The following is a 19,741-nucleotide window of genomic DNA, read 5'->3' on the forward strand; positions in this document are numbered from 1 at the left end:
GGGGTCGGCACGTCAGGGCAACAGGAGGACGCAATGCGAGCACGTACCCGAACCGCCCGCAAAACGGTGGTCCTCGCCGCCGTAGCCGCGCTGGGCGCGGGGCTGCTGGCCGGCTGTGCCGACGACGGAAACGACGGAGACGGTTCCGGCTCGTCTGACGGCAGTGGCAAGGGCAAGACCACGATCACGGTGGGGCTGTTCGGCACCATGGGCTTCAAGGAAGCCGGCCTCTACGCCGAGTACGAGAAGCTCCACCCGAACATAAAGATCAGCCAGAACGTCATCGAGCGGAACGAGAACTACTACCCGCCGCTCGTGAACCACCTCACCACCAACAGCGGTCTGATGGACGTCCAGGCCGTAGAGGTCGCCAACATCGCCGAGGTCACCGCCACGCAGGCGGACAAGCTCACGGACATGTCCAAGGTCGCGGGCGTGGACAAGAGCAACTGGCTGGACTGGAAGTGGCAGCAGGCCACGACGAAGGACGGTCAGACGATCGGCCTGGGCACGGACGTCGGTCCGATGGCGATCTGCTACCGCAAGGACCTCTTCCAGCAGGCCGGTCTGCCCACGGAGCCCGACAAGGTCGCCGCGCTGTGGGCGGGCGACTGGTCCAAGCTCGTCGACGTCGGCGCGCAGTACAAGGCGAAGGCGCCCAAGGGCACCTACTTCATGGACTCCCCCGGTGGTCTGCTCAACGCGATCCTGAGCAGCGAGAAGGAGAAGTTCTACGACGCCTCCGGCAAGGTCATCTACAAGACCAACCCCGCCATCCGCGCCGGGTTCAACCTGACCGCCAAGGCCGCCCAGGAGGGTCTGGTCCAGCCTCAGACGCAGTTCCAGCCGTCCTGGAACACCACGATCGCCAAGAGCAAGTTCGCCGCGATCGCCTGCCCGCCGTGGATGCTCGGCACGATCAAGGGCAACGCGCAGCCGGACTCGAAGGGCAAGTGGGCCGTGGCCACCTCGCCCAAGAGCGGTAACTGGGGCGGCACCTTCCTTACCGTGCCGAAGAGCGGCAAGCACGTGAAGGAGGCCCAGGAGTTCATCACCTGGCTGACCGCGCCGAAGCAGCAGGCGACGCTGTTCAAGGTGCAGGCGAGCTTCCCGAGCGCCCCGGCCGCCTACACCATGCCCGAAGTCACCGGAGCCACCAACGAGATGACCGGTTCGGACAAGATCGGCCCGGTCTTCGCCGAGGCGGCCAAGTCGGCCCCGGTGCAGGTCATCGGCGCGAAGGACCAGATCATCATGCAGGGTCTGTCGGACAACGGCGTCATCCTGGTGACGAAGGGCAAGTCGCCGGTGGAGGCCTGGAACACGGCGGTCAAGACCATCGACAACAACCTGGACCAGTGACCCGTATGGCCACCCGCAACGACACCGCCGCGCCCCCCGCCAAGGAGGGGGGCGCGGCCCCGGGCCGCCCGCCGGCCGACGCGGTATCGCCCGAGGCGGCCAAAAAGCGCGCCCGGCTGTCCCGCCGCTGGCAGCGGGACATGCGCTGGAGCCCGTACGCGTTCGTCTCGCCGTTCTTCCTGCTGTTCGTCGCGTTCGGGCTGTTCCCCCTGATCTACACCGGCTGGGCCTCGCTGCACCAGGTGGAGCTGACGGCGCCGACCGACATGAGCTGGGTGGGGCTGCGCAACTACACCCGGATCTTCGACGACGAGTTCTTCTGGAACGCGGCGAAGAACACCCTCACGATCGGCATCATCTCCACCGTTCCGCAGTTGCTGATGGCCATGGGCATCGCCCACATCCTCAACTACAAGCTGCGCGCGTCGACGTTCTACCGGGTCGTGATGCTCGCGCCGTACGCGACCTCGATCGCCGCCGCCTCGCTGGTGTTCGTGCTGCTCTTCGGCCGCGACTACGGCATGATCAACTGGGCGCTGCACTTCGTCGGCATCGACGCGATCGACTGGCAGGGCGACAAGTGGCCCTCGCAGATCGCCGTCTCGACGATCATCATCTGGCGCTGGACCGGCTACAACGCGCTGATCTACCTCGCGGCGATGCAGGCGATTCCGCAGGACCTGTACGAGTCGGCGGCCCTGGACGGGGCGAGCCGCTGGCGGCAGTTCCTGCATGTGACGCTGCCGTCGCTGCGTCCGACGATCCTGTTCACGGCCGTGGTGTCGACGATCGGGGCGAGCCAGGTGTTCGGCGAGCCGCTGCTGTTCGACGTCAACAAGGGCTCCTCCGGCGGCGCGGAACACCAGTTCCAGACGCTCGGTCTCTACCTGTACGAGCAGGGCTGGGTCAACCAGCACCTGGGCCGCGCCTCGGCGATCGCCTGGACGATGTTCCTGATCCTCATCGTGATCGGCATCGTCAACTACGCCATCTCGCGCCGGCTGCGCGCCAGCAGTTAGGAGAACCGGCCGTGACGACCACCTTGACCAAACCCCAGGCCGACGCGGCGCCCGAGCCGCCGAAGCGCTCACGCGGCCTGAAGGCCGCACGCGCGGGCGGGCAACTGCACGCCGGCCCCGTCGCCTACCTCATCCTCATCGTGTTCACCGTCGTCTCGCTGTTCCCGCTGGTGTGGACGGCGATCGCCGCCTCGCGCGACAACAACAGGCTGGCCGAGTCGCCGCCGCCGTTCTGGTTCGGCGGGAACCTCTTCAAGAACCTCGACCTCGCCTGGAACGACGCCAACCTGGGTGAGGCGTTCTTCAACACCACGTTCGTGGCCGGGGTTTCGGCGATCACCGTCGTCTTCCTGTCGACGATCGCCGGGTTCGCCTTCGCCAAACTGCGGTTCCGCGGCCGGGGCGCCCTGATGCTGCTCGTCATCGGCACGATGATGGTGCCGCCGCAGCTGAGCGTGATCCCGCTGTACATGATGGTCGCCAAGCTCGACTGGACCGACCAGCTCCAGGCAGTGATCTTCCCGTCGCTCGTGAGCGCGTTCGGTGTGTTCTTCATGCGGCAGTACCTGATCCAGGCGCTGCCGGACGAGATCATCGAGGCGGCCCGGGTGGACGGCGCGAGCAGCTGGCGGGTCGTGTGGCATGTGGTGTTCCCGACCGCGCGCCCCGCGATGGCCGTGCTGGGCATGCTCGTGTTCGTGCAGACCTGGAACGACTTCCTGTGGCCCTTCCTGGTCCTGACCCAGACGGGCAACCCGACCGTGCAGGTCGCGGTCGCGGGCCTCGGCCGCGGCTACACCCCCGACCAGTCCCTGATCATGGCGGGCGCGCTGCTCGGCACGCTGCCGCTGCTGATCGTCTTCGCGATCTTCGGCAAGCAGATCGTGGGCGGCATCATGCAGGGTGCCGTGAAGGGCTGACCTCGGCTTCCCGGGGGGCCGGGCCACTGTCGCTCCGGCCCCCTTTCACTCTCCCCTCCCCTCTCCACCAGTCGGTCTTACGACCTCCATTGGGAGCGCTTCCATGCCTGAGTCCGCAACGCCGGCGACCCCGGTGACCTTTCCCCCCGCCTTCCTCTGGGGCGCCGCGACCTCCGCGTACCAGATCGAGGGGGCGGTGCGGGAGGACGGCCGTACGCCCTCCATCTGGGACACCTTCAGCCACACTCCCGGCAAGACCTCGGGCGGTGAGCACGGTGACATCGCTGTCGACCACTACCACCGCTACCGCGAGGACGTGGCGCTCATGGCCGACCTGGGCCTGACGGCGTACCGTTTCTCGGTCTCCTGGTCCCGGGTGCAGCCGACCGGCCGCGGTCCCGCCATCCAGCGCGGCCTGGACTTCTACCGCCGGCTGGTGGACGAGCTGCTCGCGCACGGCATCAAGCCGGCCGTGACGCTCTACCACTGGGACCTGCCCCAGGAGCTGGAGGACGCGGGCGGATGGCCGGAGCGCGACACCGCGTACCGCTTCGCGGAGTACGCGCAGATCGTCGGGGAGGCCCTCGGCGACCGGGTGGAGCAGTGGATCACCCTCAACGAGCCCTGGTGCAGCGCCTTCCTGGGCTACGGCTCCGGAGTGCACGCCCCGGGCCGCACGGACCCGGCGGCCTCGCTGAAGGCCGCGCACACGCTCAACCTGGCGCACGGGCTCGGCACTTCGGCGCTGCGGGCGTCGATGCCGGCCCGCAACTCGGTGGCGCTCAGCCTCAACTCGTCGGTGGTGCGGCCCTTCTCGCAGGACGCGGCGGACGTGGCGGCGGCGCAGAAGATCGACGACCTGGCCAACGGCGTGTTCCACGGGCCGATCCTGCACGGGGCGTATCCGCAGACGCTGTTCGCGGCGACGGAGCTGATCACCGACTGGTCGTTCGTCGAGGACGGCGATCTCGCCCTGATCAACCAGCCGCTCGACGCACTGGGCCTCAACTACTACACGCCCACGCTGGTTTCGGCGACCGACGCGGACACCAGCGGTCCGCGCGCCGACGGCCACGGCGCGAGCAGCCACTCCCCCTGGCCGGGCGCTGACGATGTCACGTTCCACCAGACTCCTGGTGAGCGCACGGAGATGGGCTGGACGATCGACCCGACCGGCCTGCACGACCTGATCATGCGGTACACGCGTGAGGCGCCGGGTCTACCGCTGTACATCACGGAGAACGGCGCGGCCTACGACGACAAGCCCGACCCCGACGGCCGGGTCCACGACCCGGAGCGCATCGCGTACCTGCACGGCCACCTCGCCGCGGTCCGCCGCGCGATCGCCGACGGCGCGGACGTGCGCGGCTACTACCTGTGGTCCCTGCTGGACAACTTCGAGTGGGCGTACGGCTACGAGAAGCGTTTCGGCGCGGTCTACGTGGACTACACGACGCTGGAGCGGACACCCAAGTCGAGCGCCCTCTGGTACGGCCGGGCGGCCCGCTCGGGCACGCTTCCGGAGGTCCAGAGCATCCAATAGCCACCACCGGACGGGGACGGGGGCGGAGGGGACGGGGGGCGGCAGCCGAGGGGGTGCCGCGCCCCGCCGTCAGCGACACGCTCAGCGTGCTTCCCGTACGACCACGACATCGCCCGGCGCCACGGTCACCCGGCCGCCGTCGATGCCCTTCGCGGTCAGCAACTCGGTGGCACGCGCGGCGACTTGCACCTCCGCGTCCCGATCACCGTGGTTGATCAGGAAGAGGTAGTCCGCGTCCTCGCCCCTGCGCAGCACCGCCTCCACGCCCTCGGGCGTCTCCCGGACCGGCTCCACGCCCGCCTCGGTGCGGATGCGGTCGAGCAGACCGGCGAGCGTGTCGGGGTCCGGGTGGGTGGCCAGGTACCAGGCCGTGCCGTCGCCGTGCGTGTGCCGGGTCACCGCCGGGACCCCGGTCAGCGGCCCCGAGGTGTACGACGTCACCGCCTCGGCGCCCGCCAGGCGGACCCGTTCCGACCACAGCGACGCCGTACCGCCGCCGTCGAGGGTGACCGTCTCGCCGGGCAGCAGCGGGAACAGTTCGTCCGTGCTGACGCCGAGCGTCTCGCGGAAGGCGCCCGGGTAACCGCCCAGGCGGATGTGGCAGTTGGTGTCGACGGCTCCGCTGTGGAAGCCGACGGCGAGGGTGCCGCCGCGTGCCGCGAAGTCGGTGAGGTTGGCCGCCGACGCGTCGTCCACCAGGTACAGGGCGGGGGCCAGGACCAGGCGGTACTGCGACAGGTCCGCCGACGGGTGGACGAAGTCCACGGCCACGCCGGAGCGCCACAGCGGCTCGTACCACGACCGTACGACGTCCAGGTAGCGGACCGACTCGCTGGGCTGCGAGGGGAGTTCCAGGGCCCAGCGGGCGTTCCAGTCCCAGGCGACGGCGACCGACGCAGGGCTCGAACTGCCCCGCACCTGCGCCAGCGCCTTCAGGTCCGCGCCCAACGCCACCACGTCACGCCAGATCTGGCTGTCCGTGCCCGCGTGCGGCAGCATCGCCGAGTGCCACTGTTCGGCACCGGCCTTCGCGGCCCGCCACTGGAAGTAGGCGATGCCGTCGGCGCCACGGGCGACGTGTGCGAGCGCGTTGCGGCGCAACTCCCCCGCCGTCTTGGCCCTGTTGACCGGCTGCCAGTTCACCGCGCCGGTCGAGTGCTCCATCAGCAGCCACGGCCCGCCGGCCAGCGAGCGCACGATGTCGCCGCTGAGCGCGATGTCGATCTCCGACTCGGGGTCGGTGGAGCGCAGGTAGTGGTCGTTGGAGACGATGTCCAACTCCGGTGCCCAGCGCCAGTAGTCGAGGGCGTCGAAGTTGTACATCACCATGAAGTTGGTGGTGGCCGGCACGGAGGGGGCCGCTTCCCGCAGCACCTCCCGCTCCGCCTTGTACAGCGACAGCAGCTCGTCCGAGCAGAAACGACGCCAGTCCAGCTGGTGGGTCGGGTTCGGCACGGCACCTGTGGCGCGGGGCGGGATGATCTCGTCCCAGTCGTAGTACCACTGGCTCCAGAACGTCGTACCCCAGGCGTCGTTGAGGGCGTCCAGGTCCCCGTACCGGGAGCGCAGCCAGCGCCGGAACGACTCGGCGCTCACATCGCAGTGGCACTCCGGGTTGTGGCAGCCGTACTCGTTGTGGATGTGCCACATCACGACGGCCGGGTGGTCGGCGTACCGGGCGGCCAGAGCGCCCGTGATCCGCAGGGCCGCCTCGCGGTACGCCGGGCTCGACGGGCAGAACGTCTGGCGGCTGCCGTACGACAGCCTCCTGCCGTCCCTGTCGACCGGCAGCGCGTCCGGGTGCTTGCGGAAGAACCAGGCCGGCGGGGCGGCCGTCGGGGTCGCGAGGTCGGCGGCGATGCCGTTCTCGTGGAGCAGGCCGAGGATCTTGTCGAGGCGCGTGAAGTCGTACTCGCCCTCGCGCGGTTCGAGGAGCGCCCACGCGAAGATGTTGACGCTGACCATGTTCACGCCCGCCTCGCGCATGAGGCGTACGTCCTCGGCCCAGACCTCCTCGGGCCACTGCTCGGGGTTGTAGTCGCCGCCGTAGGCGATGCCCTCGGGGATCATCGGTCAACTCCTGTGAGAAGGCGGCGTGTTGTCTCCACGCCCCACTGGTCCAGGGAAAGCAGGCGGTCGCTGGAGGCCATCAGGCCGCCGGTGGCCTCCACGTGGGCGGCCCAGCGCTCGCGCGTCTCGACGGCCGGGCGGGCCATCAGGCAGTCGGGGTCGTTGACCCAGAGACGGCCGTGCTGCCACTGGCGGCCGACGCCGGTGAACTCGGCCGGGTCCTGGCCCGGCTGGCTGAAGTCGTCGGCCTCGGAGCGGCGGTGCGGGGCCGTGTCGGGGCTGACCCGCATCGCGTCGAACAGGCCGATGGAGGGCAGGACGGGCGCGCCGCAGCCGAGCAGGTAGGCGTCCTCCCCGATCGCCTCACGGATCAGTCCGATGCCCGCGCGGTACGCCTGGAGCGCGTCCTCGCAGCCGTGCCGTACACCTTCCAGGGCGCCCGCGTAGAGGAAGTCGACCTTGAAGTAGTCGTAGCCCTCCGCGCGCAGGGTCCGGAAGACCTCGGTCAGGTAGGCCGCCGCCTCCGGGTGGGTGGTGTCCAGGACGTTCAGGTCGTGGCCCCAGTTGCGGCCGGCGTGCAGGAAGCCGCCGTCGAGGTCCTTGACCAGCCAGTCGGGGTGTTCGGCGGCCAGGTCGCCGGCCGGGTCGACCAGGAAGGGGGCCGTCCAGATGCCGGCGCGGCGGCCGCGGGCGCGGATCGCGTCGGCGATGCCCGCACGGGAGCGGAAGCGGCCGGAGAGCGTGAGCCAGTCGCCGAGGGCCTTCTGGTAGCCGTCGTCGATCTGGACCACGTCGATGGGCAGGTCGAGGGTGTCCATCGCACGGAGGTTCTCGTGGATGTCGTCCTCGGTGACCTCGGTGAAGTACTCGTACCAGGAGCACCAGACGGTGGGCGCCGGGCGCGGGGCCGTGACCCCGAGGCCGGCGGCCCACTCGGCCAGCGTGGCCTGGATGTCCGTACCCGTGAACTCCTTCACCGGACCGTCGGCGCTCACCTCGGCGGTGTCGCCCTCGACGACCAGGCGGATCGACGGGACCTCACGCGTGGGTTCAGCCGCCGCCCACAGCCGCACCGGCGATCCGTCACCCGGATCGAGCGCCAGCAGGCCCTCGCCCTGGAAGGCGCCTTCGGGGACGGTGACGCCCGGCCGGTAACAGACCGTCGCCCAGTTGTCGTTCGTCGGGCGGTACGGCTTGTCACCGAGGGCGTAGGCGCCGCTGGGGCTCCAGGACTGCCAGCCCTCCTCGTGGACGCGTGCCTCGCGCGCGTCCACGGGCACGGAGGCGACCGGTGTGAAGGGGTGGGGCACGGTGTTCTCTTTCAAGTGAAGGGCGGTCAGCCCTTGTTGGCGCCCAGGGTGAGTCCGCTGACGAACTGGCGCTGGAGTACGAAGTACACGATCAGGGTGGGGATCGCGGTGAGGAGGGCGCCTGCGGCGACCAGGTTGGGGTCGGTGAAGTACTGGCCGGAGAGGTTGTTCAGGGCCGAGGTGATCGGCATGTTCTCGCCGGTGGAGATCAGGACGATGGCCCAGAAGAAGTCGTTGTAGATCCAGATCGACAACAGGGTGCCCAGGGCGGCCATCGCGGGCTTGCACAGCGGCAGGACGATCTGCCAGTACATCCGCCACACCGACGCGCCGTCGACCAGGGCGGCCTCGGTCAGTTCGTGCGGCAGCATCCGCATGTAGTTGGACAGGACGAAGGCGCAGAACCCGGACTGGAACGCCACATGGATCAGGACCAGGCCCAGCGCGGAGTCGTAGAGCTTGCCGCTCATGGTGATGCCGGGCAGGTCGATGAGCAGGTACAGCCGGTACAGCGGGGTGATGATGACCTGCTGGGGCAGCAGGTTGCCGGCGGTGAACACCAGCAGCAGCGCGATGTTGAGGCGGAAGTCGAAGCGGCTGACGTAGAAGGCCACCATCGACGACAGCAGCAGCGTGACCAGCACGGCCGGGACCGCGATGATCAGCGTGTTGCCGAAGTAGTGCATCATGTCGGACTGCGTGAACGCGTTCTTGAAGTTGTCGAAGTTGAGGGTGTCGGGCCAGGACACGTAGCCCTTGTCGCTCGTCTCCGCGTAGGGGCGCAGGGCGGCGAAGACCGCCCACAGCAGCGGGGCGAGCCAGGCCAGCGACGTGCCGATCAAGAACACGTGGAGCAGGACGCGGGCGGGGCGCAGCGGGGTGCGCTGCTTGCCCGACACCGGGGCCGGGGCTGTGGCGGTCAGGGCGCTCATGCGCTGCGCTCCTTCCGGAAGGTCGAGATCAGGTAGGGGATGATCACGACGAGGGAGATCACCAGGAGGACCACGGCGATGGCGGAGCCGTATCCGATGCGGCTGGACTCGCCGATGATGTTGTTGGTGATCAGGATGGAGAGCAACTCGGTGCCCTGGGCGCCCTTGTTGAAGACGAACACCAGGTCGAAGGCGCGCAGGGCCTCGATGATGGTGACGACCAGGACGACGGTGTTGGTGGGGCGCAGGGTGGGGAAGATGACGTTCTTGAACGTCTGCCACTCGTTGGCGCCGTCCAGCGAGGAGGCCTCGCGCAGGGACGGGTCGACGCCCTTCAGTCCGGCCAGGTAGAGGATCATCATGTAGCCGGTGTGGCGCCAGGACGCGGCGATCAGGACGGCCCACAGGTTGAGTTTGGGGTCGCCGATCCAGTCGATGTAGTGGCCCGGTTTGTTGGCGCCGATGAGGCTGTTGATGAGGCCGGTGTCGGGGTTGTAGACCAGCTGCCACACGAAGCCGGTCACCGCGAGGGAGACCACGACGGGCAGGAAGAACGCCGTCTGGTAGACCCGGGAGAAGCGGATGTTCTTGTCCAGCTGGACGGCCAGGAACAGTCCGAACGGGGTCGGGATGCAGATGAGCACCACGAACCAGATGACGTTGTGCTGCAGGGCGGGCCAGAACTGCGGGTTGTCGGTGAACAACTGCTGGAAGTTGTCCAGGCCGACCCATTTGATCGAGTCGAAGCCGATGCCGTCCCAGCTGGTGAAGGCCAGGGCGATCGAGGCGAGGGCGGTGACCCAGACAAGGGCCACGTGCAGGACCGTGGGCACGCCGGCCATGAAGCCGAGCGTGATCCGGTCACGACGGGTCAGCAGGCGCTTGCGGCCCTGCGGAACCTTCTTGACAGGCGCGGGCCCCGAAGGCGGCACGGCGGCCGCCTCCGGGGTCTTCGTGGGGGTCTCGGAGCTCATGAGGATGCGAAGATCGTCTTCTTCTGGCGTTCGATCGAGGACAGCAGGCTGTCGACGCCCTTGGGGTTCTGCAGGAACTTCTGCAGCGCGGGCTGCATGACCGTCGAGGTGAAGTCCGGGCGCGAGTCACGGTCCATGAACTGGGTGAGGCTCTTGGCGCCGGTGATCATCTCGTACGCCTTCTTCTGCAGGGCGGTGTACGAGGAGGTGTCGGCCTTGTTGGAGGCGGCCACCACGCTGGTGTCGGACTTGAGGTAGATCTGCTCGGCCGCCGGGGTGCCCAGGTACTCCAGGAGCTTGGTGGCGCCCGCCTTGTTCTTCGGGGACTTGCTGAGCATGAAGCCGTCGGCCGGCGCCTCGACGGTGTCCTGGCCGTACGCGGAGTTGATCTCCGGGAAGGCGAAGAAGTCGAGGTCGTCCAGGTCGGCCTTGTTGGTGAACTGCTGCGCCACGAAGGTGCCCAGCACGTACATGCCGGCCTTCTTCGCCACCAGGGTCTGGGCGGCGTCCTGCCAGGTGCGGCCCATGAAGCCGTCCTGGTGGTAGGGCAGGATCTCGGCCCAGTGGTCGAAGACGTTCTTGACCTTGGCGTCGGTCCAGGAGGCCTTGCCCGCCATCAGCTCGACGTGGAAGTCGTAGCCGTTGGTGCGGAAGTTGAGCTGGTCGAAGGTGCCCATCGCCGGCCAGGCGTCCTTGTCGCCGAACGCGATCGGGACCAGGCCGTCCTTCTTCATCTGCTTGCACAGGGCGAGGAAGGCGTCCCAGGTGGTGGGAACCTCGTAGCCGTGCGCCGCGAAGACGCTCTTGCGGTAGAAGATCGCCCACGGGTACGTGACCAGCGGCACGAAGTAGTACTTGCCGTCCGCGCCCTTGCTGAGCTTCTTCATCGCGTCGGGGAAGTTGCCCCCGATCTTGTCCCACACGTCGTCGATCGGGGACGCGAGGCCCTTCGCCGCGAAGAACTGCATGCGGTAGCCGGCGAACCAGTTGAACACGTCGTCCGGCGTGCCCTGCAGGTAGGAGTTGATCTGCTCCTGGAAGGTGTTGTGGTCCTTGGTGTTGACCTTGACCGTGACACCGGACTGCTTCGTGAACGCCGTGTAGATCTCCCCGTAGGCCTTCTTCGGCACGGCGTCCGACTGGTTCGAGCCCAGCGTGACGGTCTTGGGGTCCGAGGAGCTGCCGCTGTCGCCGCAGGCGCTCAGGAGGGGGATGCCGGCGCCGAGCAGGGCGGCACCGCCCACACCCTTGAGCACACCACGGCGGCTGGGAGCGGGGAGGGAGGACGAGAGATCTGACATGGACGGCTCCTGAAGGCAGGGGTCCGGTCATGGAGGGTTTCGAAGACCGGTCTTAATCGACCAGAAATCAACTTGACCGAACACGGTGGCGCTATGACAGCCGTATGTCAGGTCATGCGTCAATAGGTACTGGCCCGATTTGTCGAAACGTGACCGACATACCTGCCTCCCGGTGACACACGAGCTTCACCTCTCCAGGGTCAGTTGTACTCCCCGAAAGCCTTCGAGAAGGCGGACGCGCCCTGGACGATCGAACTACAGGTCGCTTCGGCGGCAGGCTTCGCACCGCCGGGGCACTGCCTGTCCCGGGTCGCCGACCACATCGACAGCCCTCCGAGGCCCTTCGCCTTGGCGAAGGAGACCAGCTGGGCCGCGTCGTCGACCGTGAAGATCTCGGAGGCCACGTCGTTGACACCGATCATCGGGGTGACGGCTACCGCCTTCCAGGCCGCGCTGTCGGACAGCCCGAGGACGCTCCTGACCTGCGCCTGGGCCGCGGTGGCGGCCTGCTCGGCATAACCGCCCATGTCTCCGCTGTACGAGGGCCCGTAGTCCATCGCCATGATGTTGACGGTGTCGATGCGCACCCCGTTGGTCTTTGCGTTGGAGAGCAGGTTCACCCCGTCCTGGGTGAGTCCCTCGGGCATGACGGGCAGGGTGAAGGAGACATCGAGGTTCGGACGGTCCCGCTGGATCCTGGCGATCGCCTGGGCGCGGCGGGTGTTCGCGGCCGCGTTCGGCAGTGCGCCGCCCTCCACGTCGAAGTCGACCTTGGTGAGGCCGTACGCGTCCACGACCTTGCCGTACGCCGCCGCCAGCGCGTCCGCCGAGGAGCAGGTCGTGGCCAACTCGGAGCCGGAGGCGCCGCCGAAGGAGACCCGGACGTCCCCGCCCTTCGCCCGCAGAGCCCCGATCTGCCCGGCGACGGCGTCGCTCGCGAGGTCGCTCACCCCGCCCCACTTGGGCGTGCAGCCGCCGCCGTCGGTGACGAAGGCGAGGTTGTAGTCCTTCACGCCGGTGGCGGCGGCGCTCGCGAGGAGGTCGAAGGCGGGGTAGAGGGAGGTGTCGACGTAGGGGGCGAAGCCGGCGGTGGTGCCTGTGCCCTTCGTGGGCGTGGGGGCCGGTGTGGTGCCCTGGGTGGGCGTGGCCGTCGGGGCCGGTGTCGTGCTCCGGGTCGGCGTGGCGGTGGGGGTCGGTGTCGCGGGCCCGGTCGGGCGGCCGCTCGGCTCCGGGGTCGCGGTGTCGTCGGCGGAGCACCGCGCGCCGTCGACGAGACAGCCCTTCGGGTCCGCCGTGCCGTTGACGACGAAGCCGACGGTGACCGACTCGCCTGGTGCCAGCCCGTCCGTGTCCCACTTCGCCGACGTCACGGTCACGTGCTGTCCGGCGACGGCCGACTCGGCGTTCCACAGCGAACTCAGCCGCGTGCCCGCCGGCAGGTCGAACTCCAGTTTCCAGGCCCGGTCCGCCGCCGTGCTGTTGTTGGTCACGACGTACTGCGCGGTGTAGCCCGTCGACCAGTCGCTGGTCCTCGTGTAGGCGGCGCCGACCCCGGCCGCCTGGGCGGTGCCGCTCAGCAGGACCGCGCCGGTGCCCACCACGGCGGCGGCGACCACCCCGCCGATCACCTTGTTCCTGCCGTTCACTCTGCGCCGATGGATGCTCATGGCGTGGCACGCTAGCGATCCGGAATCGGGCAAATGACCTGATCGGGGCGGGCGTAGAGGATCTTAGGGCGCGCTTAAGGAAGGGATCGGGACCGGTTAAAGGTCGAGACCAATCTGCCCGTTCGGCGGCGGCGCACCCGGTGTCCCCGGCGCTCCGGTGCCCGTCCCTCCAGCTGGATCCAGATCCGCACCTCGGTGCCGCCCAGCACCGACGACCCGATCCGCACGTCCCCGCCCGTCGACTCGGCGAGCCTGCGCACGATGTCGAGTCCGAGCCCGGTCGACCCGGCGCTGCCCGAACCCCGTCCGCGTGCCATCGCGGCCTCGGGGTCGCGGATCCCGGAACCCGCGTCGGAGACGAGCACGATCACCGCGTCCTCGCCGTTGTGCACGTCGACCGCGAACGCGGTGCCCTCCGGGGTGTGGCGGAAGACGTTGCCGAGCAGGGCGTCCAGCGCGGCCGCGAGGTCGGCCCGGGCCACGGGTATGCGCACCGGGCGCTCGGTACCGGCGACCCGCCACTTGCGGCCCTCGTCCTCGGCGAGCGCCGACCAGAACCCCATCCGCTCCCGGACCACCTCGGCCGCGTCGCACCCGGCGCCCGGCCCGGCGGCCGCGGTCTGCGGCTTGGCCTCGCGGGCGGTACGGATGATGGTGTCGACCTCGCGCTCCAACTGCGCGACCGCGGCCCGGGTCTGCTCGGCGGCGGGACCGTCCCCGAGCGAGGCCGCGTTGAGCCGCAGCACGGTCAGCGGGGTGCGCAGCCGATGGGACAGGTCGGCCGCCAGCTCCCTCTCGTTCGCGAGCAGTTGGACGACCTGGTCGGCCATGGAGTTGAACGCGACCGCCGCGAGCCGCAGTTCGGTCGGCCCCTCTTCCGGAACCCTCGATCCCAGCTTCCCCTCCCCCAACTCGTGGGCGCCCTCGACGAGTTTCTGCGCGGGCTGCACCATCCGCACGCCGAGGCGGTCGGCGACCGCGACCGAGCCGACGACGAGGGCGATACCGACGCCCGCGAGGACCGCCCAGGCGGTCGCGACACCGTTGCTCACCTCGGACTCGGGGACGTAGACCTCGACGACGGCTATCGCGCCCGAGCTGAGCGCGACCGGCTGCAGCAGGGTGGAGCCCCCGGGCACCTCGGTGGTGGAGGCGCGGCCCAGCTTCCGCACGGTCGCGACGTCCTCGGCGGCGGCGCGTCGCCGACCGATGTCGACCGCCCGCTGACCGCGGCTCGCCGGTATGTGGACGGCCATCCCGGAGTCCGCGCCCGCGGAGGCGACGACCCGCTCCAGCTGGTCGCGGTCGGTCGTGATGGACAGGGCCGGGGCGACCGCGGCGGCCTCCCGCTCGGCGTTGGAGAACGCGCGGTCCCGGGCCATCTCCCTGACGACGAGGCCGAGCGGGATCGCGAAGGCGACCACGACCATGGTGGTGACCGCAAGGCAGACCTTGACGAGGGCCCATCTCACAACGGCAGCCCCCCGCCCGGTGGTTCCAGCTTCACGCCGACGCCCCGCAGGGTGTGCAGATAGCGGGGCTGTGCGGCGGTCTCGCCCAGCTTCCGCCGCAGCCACGACAGATGGACGTCGATCGTCTGGTCGTCGCCGTAGGACTGCTGCCAGACCTCGGCGAGGAGTTCCTTGCGGGGAACGACCACGCCGGGGCGGCCGGCCAGGAAGGCGAGCAGGTCGAACTCGCGGCGGGTGAGGTCGAGGCGGGCGCCGTCCAACTCGGCCTGGCGGCGCAGCGGGTCGACGCTCAGCCCACCGACGCGCAGCACCGTCTCGGACGAGGCGTCACCGCCGACGGCCCGGGACCGTCGCAGGACGGCGGCCATGCGGGCCGAGAGGTGCTCGACCGAGAAGGGCTTGGTGAGGTAGTCGTCCGCCCCCGCGTTCAGCAGGCGGACGATCTCCGACTCGTCGTCCCGCGCGGTCGCGATGATCACCGGGACGTCGGTGATCCCGCGCAGCATCTTCAGTGCCTCGGACCCGTCGAGATCGGGCAGACCGAGATCCAGGATCACCACGTCGAAACGGAAGTGGGCGACCTCGCGCAGCGCCTCCAGCGCCGTCCCGACACTGCGCACGGTGTGTGCCGCGTCGGTCAGGTGCCGGATGAGCGCCGAACGCACGAACTGGTCGTCCTCGACCACGAGCACACTTGCCATGCGCCGCACCGTACGCCATGCGGGGGACCCGGATCCGCGCCTGTGGATAACTCGGTCCATGTGCGGACCGTGAGGCGCGTGAGGCACTATGACGGGCGATGCGCAGAGGACTCGTACACGTACTGGCCTGGCTGCTCGCCACGGGCGCGGCGGTCACGCTGTCGTGGTGGGGCGTCCACACGGTCATGGCGGGCACGGCCTACGACCCGCCGCGCGCCCTGCCCATCACCGCGGCCGACGCGACCACGCAGCAGTCGAGACCGCTGGCGTCGCCGACCCCGACGAAGCGGGCGGCCCCGTCGAGGACTCCGTCACCGAAGCCGAGCGCCGCGCCCGCCCGGCCGACCCCCTCCAGGAGCCCTTCTCCCAGCGCTTCCGGTCAGGTCAAGAGCTACGACACCGACGGCGGCCGCGCGGTCTTCGACCTCGGCAGGACGTCGGCGACGCTGGTGTCCGCGACTCCCGGCGCGGGCTGGTCGATGCAGGTGTGGAAGACGGAGTCGTGGATCCGGGTGGAGTTCACCTCGGGCGCGGACCGGGTGTCGGTGTTCTGCACATGGCACGACGGACCGCCGAGGGTGGAGATCGGCACCTACTGAGTCGGCGCGCCACCGGCCCACAGCGTCACCGGAACACCGAGGGCGGCGGCGCCGGTGACGCGATCGCCGCCGCGTCCGTCACCGGTACGGCGCCTCCGGTGAAGTCGCGGAGCCCCTTGCCGTGTTCGACGCGGCCCGGGTGCGGGTCGGACGCGGCACGGCGGGTCAGTTCCGCGATCGGCAGGGGGGTGTCGGCGGCGACCAGGACGGCGTTGCCGAAGCGTTTGCCGCGCAGGACGGTCGGGTCGGCCACGAGGGCGAGTTCGGGGAAGCGGGCGGCGACGGTGGCGATCTGGCCGCGCAGATGGGCCAGCGGCGGCCCGTCGGCGAGGTTGGCGGCATAGTGACCGCCCGGCCGCAGCACCCTTCGGACCTCGTCGAGGAACTCGGTGGAGGTGAGGTGCGCGGGGGTGCGGGCGCCGCTGAACACGTCGGCGATCACGAGGTCCGCCCAGCCGTCGGCCACCTTGGCGAGACCTTCCCGGGCGTCGACGGACCGTACCCGTATCCGTGCGTTCGGATCCAACGGGAGCTTCTGCCGCACCAGTTGCACGAGCGCGGCGTCCCGCTCGACGACCTGCTGGGTGGAGCGGGGGCGGGTGGCGGCGACATACCGGGCGAGGGTGAGGGCCCCGCCGCCGAGGTGCACGGCGTGCACGGGCTTGCCGGGGGGCGCGACGAGGTCGATGACGTGGCCGAGCCGGCGCTGGTACTCGAAGGAGAGGTGGGCCGGGTCGTCCAGGTCCACGTGCGACTGCGGTGCGCCGTCGATGAGCAGCGTCCACGCGCGTGTGCGCTCCCGGTCGGGGATGAGCTCGGCGAGGCCGCCGTCCACCGGTTCCACGACGGCTTCGGCGGCGGCGTTGCCACGACGGGAACTCCTGGACTTGCCCATGACGCCATTATCGGCGGCGGGGGGCGGTCTCGCGTCCGCGGGCCCGGTGGGGGACGGCCGCACCCACACGGCGAGGCCGCCCGGCGACGGGGTCCCGCGCCCCTCAGGCGGGGACGGTCACCGGCAGTTGTCCGCGGCCTCGATGAGCCTCGCCGCCTCGCCCAGCGCCGCCCGCAGCACCGCGGGGTCCGTCGCGAGGTCGGCGTCCCCCGGCGGCAGCAACCAGTCCGAGCCCTCGACGGGCGGTTCCGGCTCCGGGGTCAGCCGCAGCCCGCGCCCGTTGGTCTCCGTGCACGTGCTCCCGGGAACGTCCCACGCCGCCGCCGTCCCCGGTGGCACCAGGAACCCCAGCGTCTTGCCGCCGTCGTCGTGCAGCACCGGTCCCACCGCCTCGCTCACCCCCCGCCGCAGGATGTCGACGGCCTCCAGGCCGTGTCGCGTCGGCACCGTGACCACGTCACAGGACACCTGTGCGCAAGGATCGACGCTCGGGCTGATCTCCATCGCGGCCTCCACCAAGGAACCCTCGTCCGACTCCGAGGAGTTCAACGCGCGCTCGCGTCAAGGGCTACGGCGGAAGTCCGCCGCAAAGGATGGCAGTTCATGGCAGATCCCGGATGAGATATCCGGTTTGTAGCCAAACCCCGCGTGGCGGCCCGGACACAGCGGGTACGTTCTTGCCCGCCGGAAACAGGGCGTCACACTGACAAACCAGTCAACTCGCCCCACCTCCGGCATGGTTCGACGGTTGCACGAGAGGACCCGGCCATGGCGTCGTCAATGGTGACCCCGTCCCAGTCCCCCATGCCACCGAGGCCGAACCTCGCGTTCCGGCGCCTGCGCGGCCAGCGCTCGCCGGCCGAGTTCGCCGCGGCGGTACGACGGTCCGCGCGTGAGATCGGCGAGCGGGTCAGCTGCGACGCGCGCTATGTGGGCCGCGTCGAGGCGGGCGAGATCCGCTGTCCCAACTACGCGTACGAACGGGTGTTCCTGCACATGTTCCCCGGCCGCACGCTCGCCGATCTGGGCTTCGCGCCCCGCGCATCCGTACGCGGACGCCGGACGCGCACGACCGCGGATGAGACGCAGGGGGCCCGCGAGCCGTATGACACGCAGGACACGCACGACCCCGACGAGACGTACGACGACTACGAGGAGAGCGACGTGCTGCGTCGCGCATTCATGACCGGCGGGGGCGCCACGGTGGCCGCCGCCTCGCTGGGCCCCTTCGGGCTCGCCACCGACGCCGCGGCCGTCCCGCCCGCGACCACCGGTGCCGGACGGCTGTTCCGCCGCGCCGGGGCGAGCCAGGCGGGCGCCCTGGAAGAGGCCGTACGCAGAATCCGGCTGCTCGACGACCGGCACGGCGCGGACGGTCTGTACCGGCGTGCGGCGGCTCCGCTGCGCGCCGCCTATGCGCTGCTGGACGCGGGCGCGACCCGGCAGACGACCGCCGACCGGCTGCTCGCGGGCGCCGGTGAACTCGCCATCTCCGTGGGCTGGCTGGCGCACGACTCGGGCCGGTTCGACGACGCCCGCTCGCACTACGCGGAGGCGCTCGCGACGGCCCGGGTGACCGGTGACGACGCCCTGGAGGCGCACGCCTTCTGCAACACGGCCTTCCTCGCGCGCGACGCGGGCCGCCCGCGTGAGGCGGTGCGGTCGGCGCAGGCCGCGCAACGGGTCGCGCGGCCCCTGGGCTCGGCCCGCCTGATGTCGCTGCTCGCGCTGCGCGAGGCGGGCGGCTGGGCGGGGCTCGCCGACCGCACGGGATGCGAGCAGGCCCTCGTGCGCGCCCAGGTCCTCTTCGAGCGGGGCACCTGCGACGTGGACCCCGAGTGGATGAGCTTCTACGGCGAGGCGGAACTGGAGGGGCTGGAGGCGCAGTGCTGGTCCGCCCTGGGCGACTGGCGGCGGGCCGCCCGGCACGCGCGCCGGGCCGCGGATCTGCAGGACCCGCACTTCACCCGCAACATCGCGCTGTACACGGCCGAACTGGCCGACGACCTGGCCCGCGGCGGCCACCCCGACGAGGCCTCGGCGGCGGGCCTGCGGGTGCTGGAGCTGCTGGGCGAGGTCCAGTCGTCCCGCGTCCAGACGATGCTGGCCGGGACGGCAAGGGTGCTGCTGCCGCACCGGAGGGCGTCGGGGGTGTCGGCGTTCCTGGAACGCCACGCGTCCCTGCCGCGAACGGCGTGACGGGCAGTTGTTCGGGTGCGGCCCGGTGGGGGCTGGTCGCGCAGTTCCCCGCGCCCCTAGGTCGGTGCAGTCATGGTCTGCCCAGCTGTACCCACTCAGGGGCGCGGGGAACTGCGCGACCAGCCCCCACTCAGCCGCACCCGGCTACGACCCCTGATGCCCCACGTCGTTCCAGCTCTCGATCGCAGGCTCCCCGTAAGCCCAACCGAGCACCGAAAGGGACGTCGGATTCAGCCGTATCCGTGCCGCGAAGTCGACCGGCAGACCCAGCCAACGCGCTCCGATCGCCCTGAGGATGTGCCCGTGCGCGAACACCAGCACGTCCCGGTCGGCGGAACGCGCCCACGCGACGGCCTCGTCCGCGCGCGCGGTGACCTCCGCCGGGGACTCCCCCCGCGGCACCCCGTCCCGCCAGATCAGCCAGCCCGGCCGCACCGCCTGGATCTCGTCCGGGGTCATGCCCTCGTACGTGCCGTAGTCCCACTCCATGAGCGTGTCCCAGGTGGCCGCCCGCTCCCCGAACCCGGCCAGTTCGCACGTCTCACGCGCGCGTGCCAGGGGGCTCGTGCGGATCTCCACCCCGGTCAGGCCGTCGTAGGGCGCCCGGTGGAGGCGTTCCCCGAGCAGCTTGGCCCCCCGTCGGCCCTCCTCCAGAAGCGGCACGTCCGTCCTGCCCGTGTGCTTGCCGGACAGCGACCATTCGGTCTGTCCGTGCCGGGCCAGCAGAACGCGCGGTGCCATGAAGAGACCTTTCCGGGGGAAAGCGGAGGCGGAACC

The 19,741-nt window shown here is 70.3% G+C and carries 17 protein-coding genes; 6 read left to right on the top strand and 11 right to left on the bottom strand.

The window, feature by feature from the left end; all coding sequences use genetic code 11:
• Positions 1–33 precede the first annotated feature (33 nt).
• The 4 genes from ACZ48Z_RS32975 (at position 34) to ACZ48Z_RS32990 (ending at position 4,844) form a co-directional block, all read left to right on the top strand.
• Positions 34–1,362 carry an ABC transporter substrate-binding protein gene (locus tag ACZ48Z_RS32975; RefSeq protein ID WP_468739562.1) on the top strand — a complete coding sequence of 443 codons (1,329 nt, stop codon included), beginning with the start codon at positions 34–36 and terminating at the stop codon, positions 1,360–1,362.
• A gap of 5 nt (positions 1,363–1,367) precedes the next feature.
• Entirely contained in the window at positions 1,368–2,381 is a 1,014-nt protein-coding gene (locus tag ACZ48Z_RS32980) for a carbohydrate ABC transporter permease (RefSeq protein WP_468739640.1), read from the top strand.
• Positions 2,382–2,392: 11 nt separating this feature from the next.
• Positions 2,393–3,301: a carbohydrate ABC transporter permease gene (locus ACZ48Z_RS32985; protein ID WP_468739563.1), complete on the top strand. Its 909-nt coding sequence runs from the start codon at positions 2,393–2,395 to the stop codon at positions 3,299–3,301.
• A 103-nt stretch (positions 3,302–3,404) separates the two neighbouring features.
• On the top strand, positions 3,405–4,844 hold the full coding sequence (locus tag ACZ48Z_RS32990) for a GH1 family beta-glucosidase (protein WP_468739564.1): 1,440 nt from the start codon (positions 3,405–3,407) through the stop codon (positions 4,842–4,844).
• A gap of 81 nt (positions 4,845–4,925) precedes the next feature.
• Here the strand turns inward: ACZ48Z_RS32990 and ACZ48Z_RS32995 are convergent, their stop codons facing one another.
• From ACZ48Z_RS32995 to ACZ48Z_RS33030, 8 genes are all read right to left on the bottom strand, one after another.
• Positions 4,926–6,914, bottom strand: a complete 1,989-nt coding sequence (locus ACZ48Z_RS32995; protein WP_468739565.1) for a beta-galactosidase — start codon at positions 6,912–6,914, stop codon at positions 4,926–4,928.
• The gene (locus ACZ48Z_RS33000) at positions 6,911–8,224 is read right to left on the bottom strand and encodes a glycoside hydrolase family 36 protein (RefSeq protein WP_468739566.1); all 1,314 of its coding nucleotides are present in this window, start codon (positions 8,222–8,224) and stop codon (positions 6,911–6,913) included. The genes ACZ48Z_RS32995 and ACZ48Z_RS33000 overlap by 4 nt, the downstream gene beginning before the upstream one ends.
• Positions 8,225–8,250: 26 nt before the next feature.
• Complete coding sequence (locus ACZ48Z_RS33005; protein ID WP_468739567.1) at positions 8,251–9,156, bottom strand: carbohydrate ABC transporter permease; 906 nt, start codon at positions 9,154–9,156, stop codon at positions 8,251–8,253.
• A complete protein-coding gene (locus ACZ48Z_RS33010) occupies positions 9,153–10,130 on the bottom strand; it encodes a carbohydrate ABC transporter permease (RefSeq protein WP_468739568.1) in 978 nt (325 codons plus the stop codon). Before ACZ48Z_RS33010 ends, ACZ48Z_RS33005 begins: the two co-directional genes overlap by 4 nt.
• Positions 10,127–11,431, bottom strand: coding sequence for an ABC transporter substrate-binding protein (locus ACZ48Z_RS33015; protein ID WP_468739569.1), 1,305 nt, complete (start codon positions 11,429–11,431; stop codon positions 10,127–10,129). The genes ACZ48Z_RS33010 and ACZ48Z_RS33015 overlap by 4 nt, the downstream gene beginning before the upstream one ends.
• 200 nt (positions 11,432–11,631) lie before the next feature.
• Positions 11,632–13,098, bottom strand: coding sequence for a glycoside hydrolase family 18 protein (locus ACZ48Z_RS33020; RefSeq protein WP_468739570.1), 1,467 nt, complete (start codon positions 13,096–13,098; stop codon positions 11,632–11,634).
• 74 nt (positions 13,099–13,172) lie between these two features.
• Positions 13,173–14,570 (bottom strand): sensor histidine kinase, encoded by a 1,398-nt coding sequence (locus tag ACZ48Z_RS33025; protein ID WP_468739571.1) that lies wholly within the window; start codon positions 14,568–14,570, stop codon positions 13,173–13,175.
• Positions 14,567–15,271 (bottom strand): response regulator transcription factor, encoded by a 705-nt coding sequence (locus ACZ48Z_RS33030; RefSeq protein WP_468739572.1) that lies wholly within the window; start codon positions 15,269–15,271, stop codon positions 14,567–14,569. Before ACZ48Z_RS33030 ends, ACZ48Z_RS33025 begins: the two co-directional genes overlap by 4 nt.
• A 98-nt stretch (positions 15,272–15,369) precedes the next feature.
• On the opposite strand from ACZ48Z_RS33030, the gene ACZ48Z_RS33035 reads away from it, so the two are divergent.
• Complete coding sequence (locus tag ACZ48Z_RS33035) at positions 15,370–15,870, top strand: hypothetical protein (RefSeq protein WP_468739573.1); 501 nt, start codon at positions 15,370–15,372, stop codon at positions 15,868–15,870.
• Between the two features lie 25 nt (positions 15,871–15,895).
• Here ACZ48Z_RS33035 and ACZ48Z_RS33040 read toward each other — a convergent pair whose 3' ends face one another.
• Together ACZ48Z_RS33040 and ACZ48Z_RS33045 are read right to left on the bottom strand one after the other, a co-directional pair.
• Entirely contained in the window at positions 15,896–16,765 is an 870-nt protein-coding gene (locus ACZ48Z_RS33040; protein WP_468739574.1) for a spermidine synthase, read from the bottom strand.
• A gap of 117 nt (positions 16,766–16,882) precedes the next feature.
• Positions 16,883–17,269, bottom strand: coding sequence for a hypothetical protein (locus ACZ48Z_RS33045; RefSeq protein ID WP_468739575.1), 387 nt, complete (start codon positions 17,267–17,269; stop codon positions 16,883–16,885).
• Between the two features lie 264 nt (positions 17,270–17,533).
• Between ACZ48Z_RS33045 and ACZ48Z_RS33050 the strand changes: the two genes are divergently transcribed.
• Positions 17,534–18,964 carry a tetratricopeptide repeat protein gene (locus ACZ48Z_RS33050; protein ID WP_468739576.1) on the top strand — a complete coding sequence of 477 codons (1,431 nt, stop codon included), beginning with the start codon at positions 17,534–17,536 and terminating at the stop codon, positions 18,962–18,964.
• Positions 18,965–19,108: 144 nt separating this feature from the next.
• Here ACZ48Z_RS33050 and ACZ48Z_RS33055 read toward each other — a convergent pair whose 3' ends face one another.
• Positions 19,109–19,705: a histidine phosphatase family protein gene (locus ACZ48Z_RS33055; RefSeq protein WP_468739577.1), complete on the bottom strand. Its 597-nt coding sequence runs from the start codon at positions 19,703–19,705 to the stop codon at positions 19,109–19,111.
• Between the last annotated feature and the right edge of the window lie 36 nt (positions 19,706–19,741).

This window comes from Streptomyces sp. NPDC031225, from assembly GCF_055570355.1.

Bases quoted from the DNA above. Each gene is read 5' to 3' on its own strand.
- ACZ48Z_RS33045 (WP_468739575.1), bottom strand. From the start codon at position 17,269: ATGGAGATCAGCCCGAGCGTCGATCCTTGCGCACAGGTGTCCTGTGAC.
- ACZ48Z_RS33010 (WP_468739568.1), bottom strand. From the start codon at position 10,130: ATGAGCTCCGAGACCCCCACGAAGACCCCGGAGGCGGCCGCCGTGCCG.
- ACZ48Z_RS32995 (WP_468739565.1), bottom strand. From the start codon at position 6,914: ATGATCCCCGAGGGCATCGCCTACGGCGGCGACTACAACCCCGAGCAG.
- ACZ48Z_RS33055 (WP_468739577.1), bottom strand. From the start codon at position 19,705: ATGGCACCGCGCGTTCTGCTGGCCCGGCACGGACAGACCGAATGGTCG.
- ACZ48Z_RS32990 (WP_468739564.1), top strand. From the start codon at position 3,405: ATGCCTGAGTCCGCAACGCCGGCGACCCCGGTGACCTTTCCCCCCGCC.
- ACZ48Z_RS33050 (WP_468739576.1), top strand. From the start codon at position 17,534: ATGGCGTCGTCAATGGTGACCCCGTCCCAGTCCCCCATGCCACCGAGG.
- ACZ48Z_RS33020 (WP_468739570.1), bottom strand. From the start codon at position 13,098: ATGAGCATCCATCGGCGCAGAGTGAACGGCAGGAACAAGGTGATCGGC.
- ACZ48Z_RS32975 (WP_468739562.1), top strand. From the start codon at position 34: ATGCGAGCACGTACCCGAACCGCCCGCAAAACGGTGGTCCTCGCCGCC.
- ACZ48Z_RS33030 (WP_468739572.1), bottom strand. From the start codon at position 15,271: ATGGCAAGTGTGCTCGTGGTCGAGGACGACCAGTTCGTGCGTTCGGCG.
- ACZ48Z_RS33035 (WP_468739573.1), top strand. From the start codon at position 15,370: ATGCGCAGAGGACTCGTACACGTACTGGCCTGGCTGCTCGCCACGGGC.
- ACZ48Z_RS33005 (WP_468739567.1), bottom strand. From the start codon at position 9,156: ATGAGCGCCCTGACCGCCACAGCCCCGGCCCCGGTGTCGGGCAAGCAG.
- ACZ48Z_RS32980 (WP_468739640.1), top strand. From the start codon at position 1,368: ATGGCCACCCGCAACGACACCGCCGCGCCCCCCGCCAAGGAGGGGGGC.
- ACZ48Z_RS33040 (WP_468739574.1), bottom strand. From the start codon at position 16,765: ATGGGCAAGTCCAGGAGTTCCCGTCGTGGCAACGCCGCCGCCGAAGCC.
- ACZ48Z_RS33015 (WP_468739569.1), bottom strand. From the start codon at position 11,431: ATGTCAGATCTCTCGTCCTCCCTCCCCGCTCCCAGCCGCCGTGGTGTG.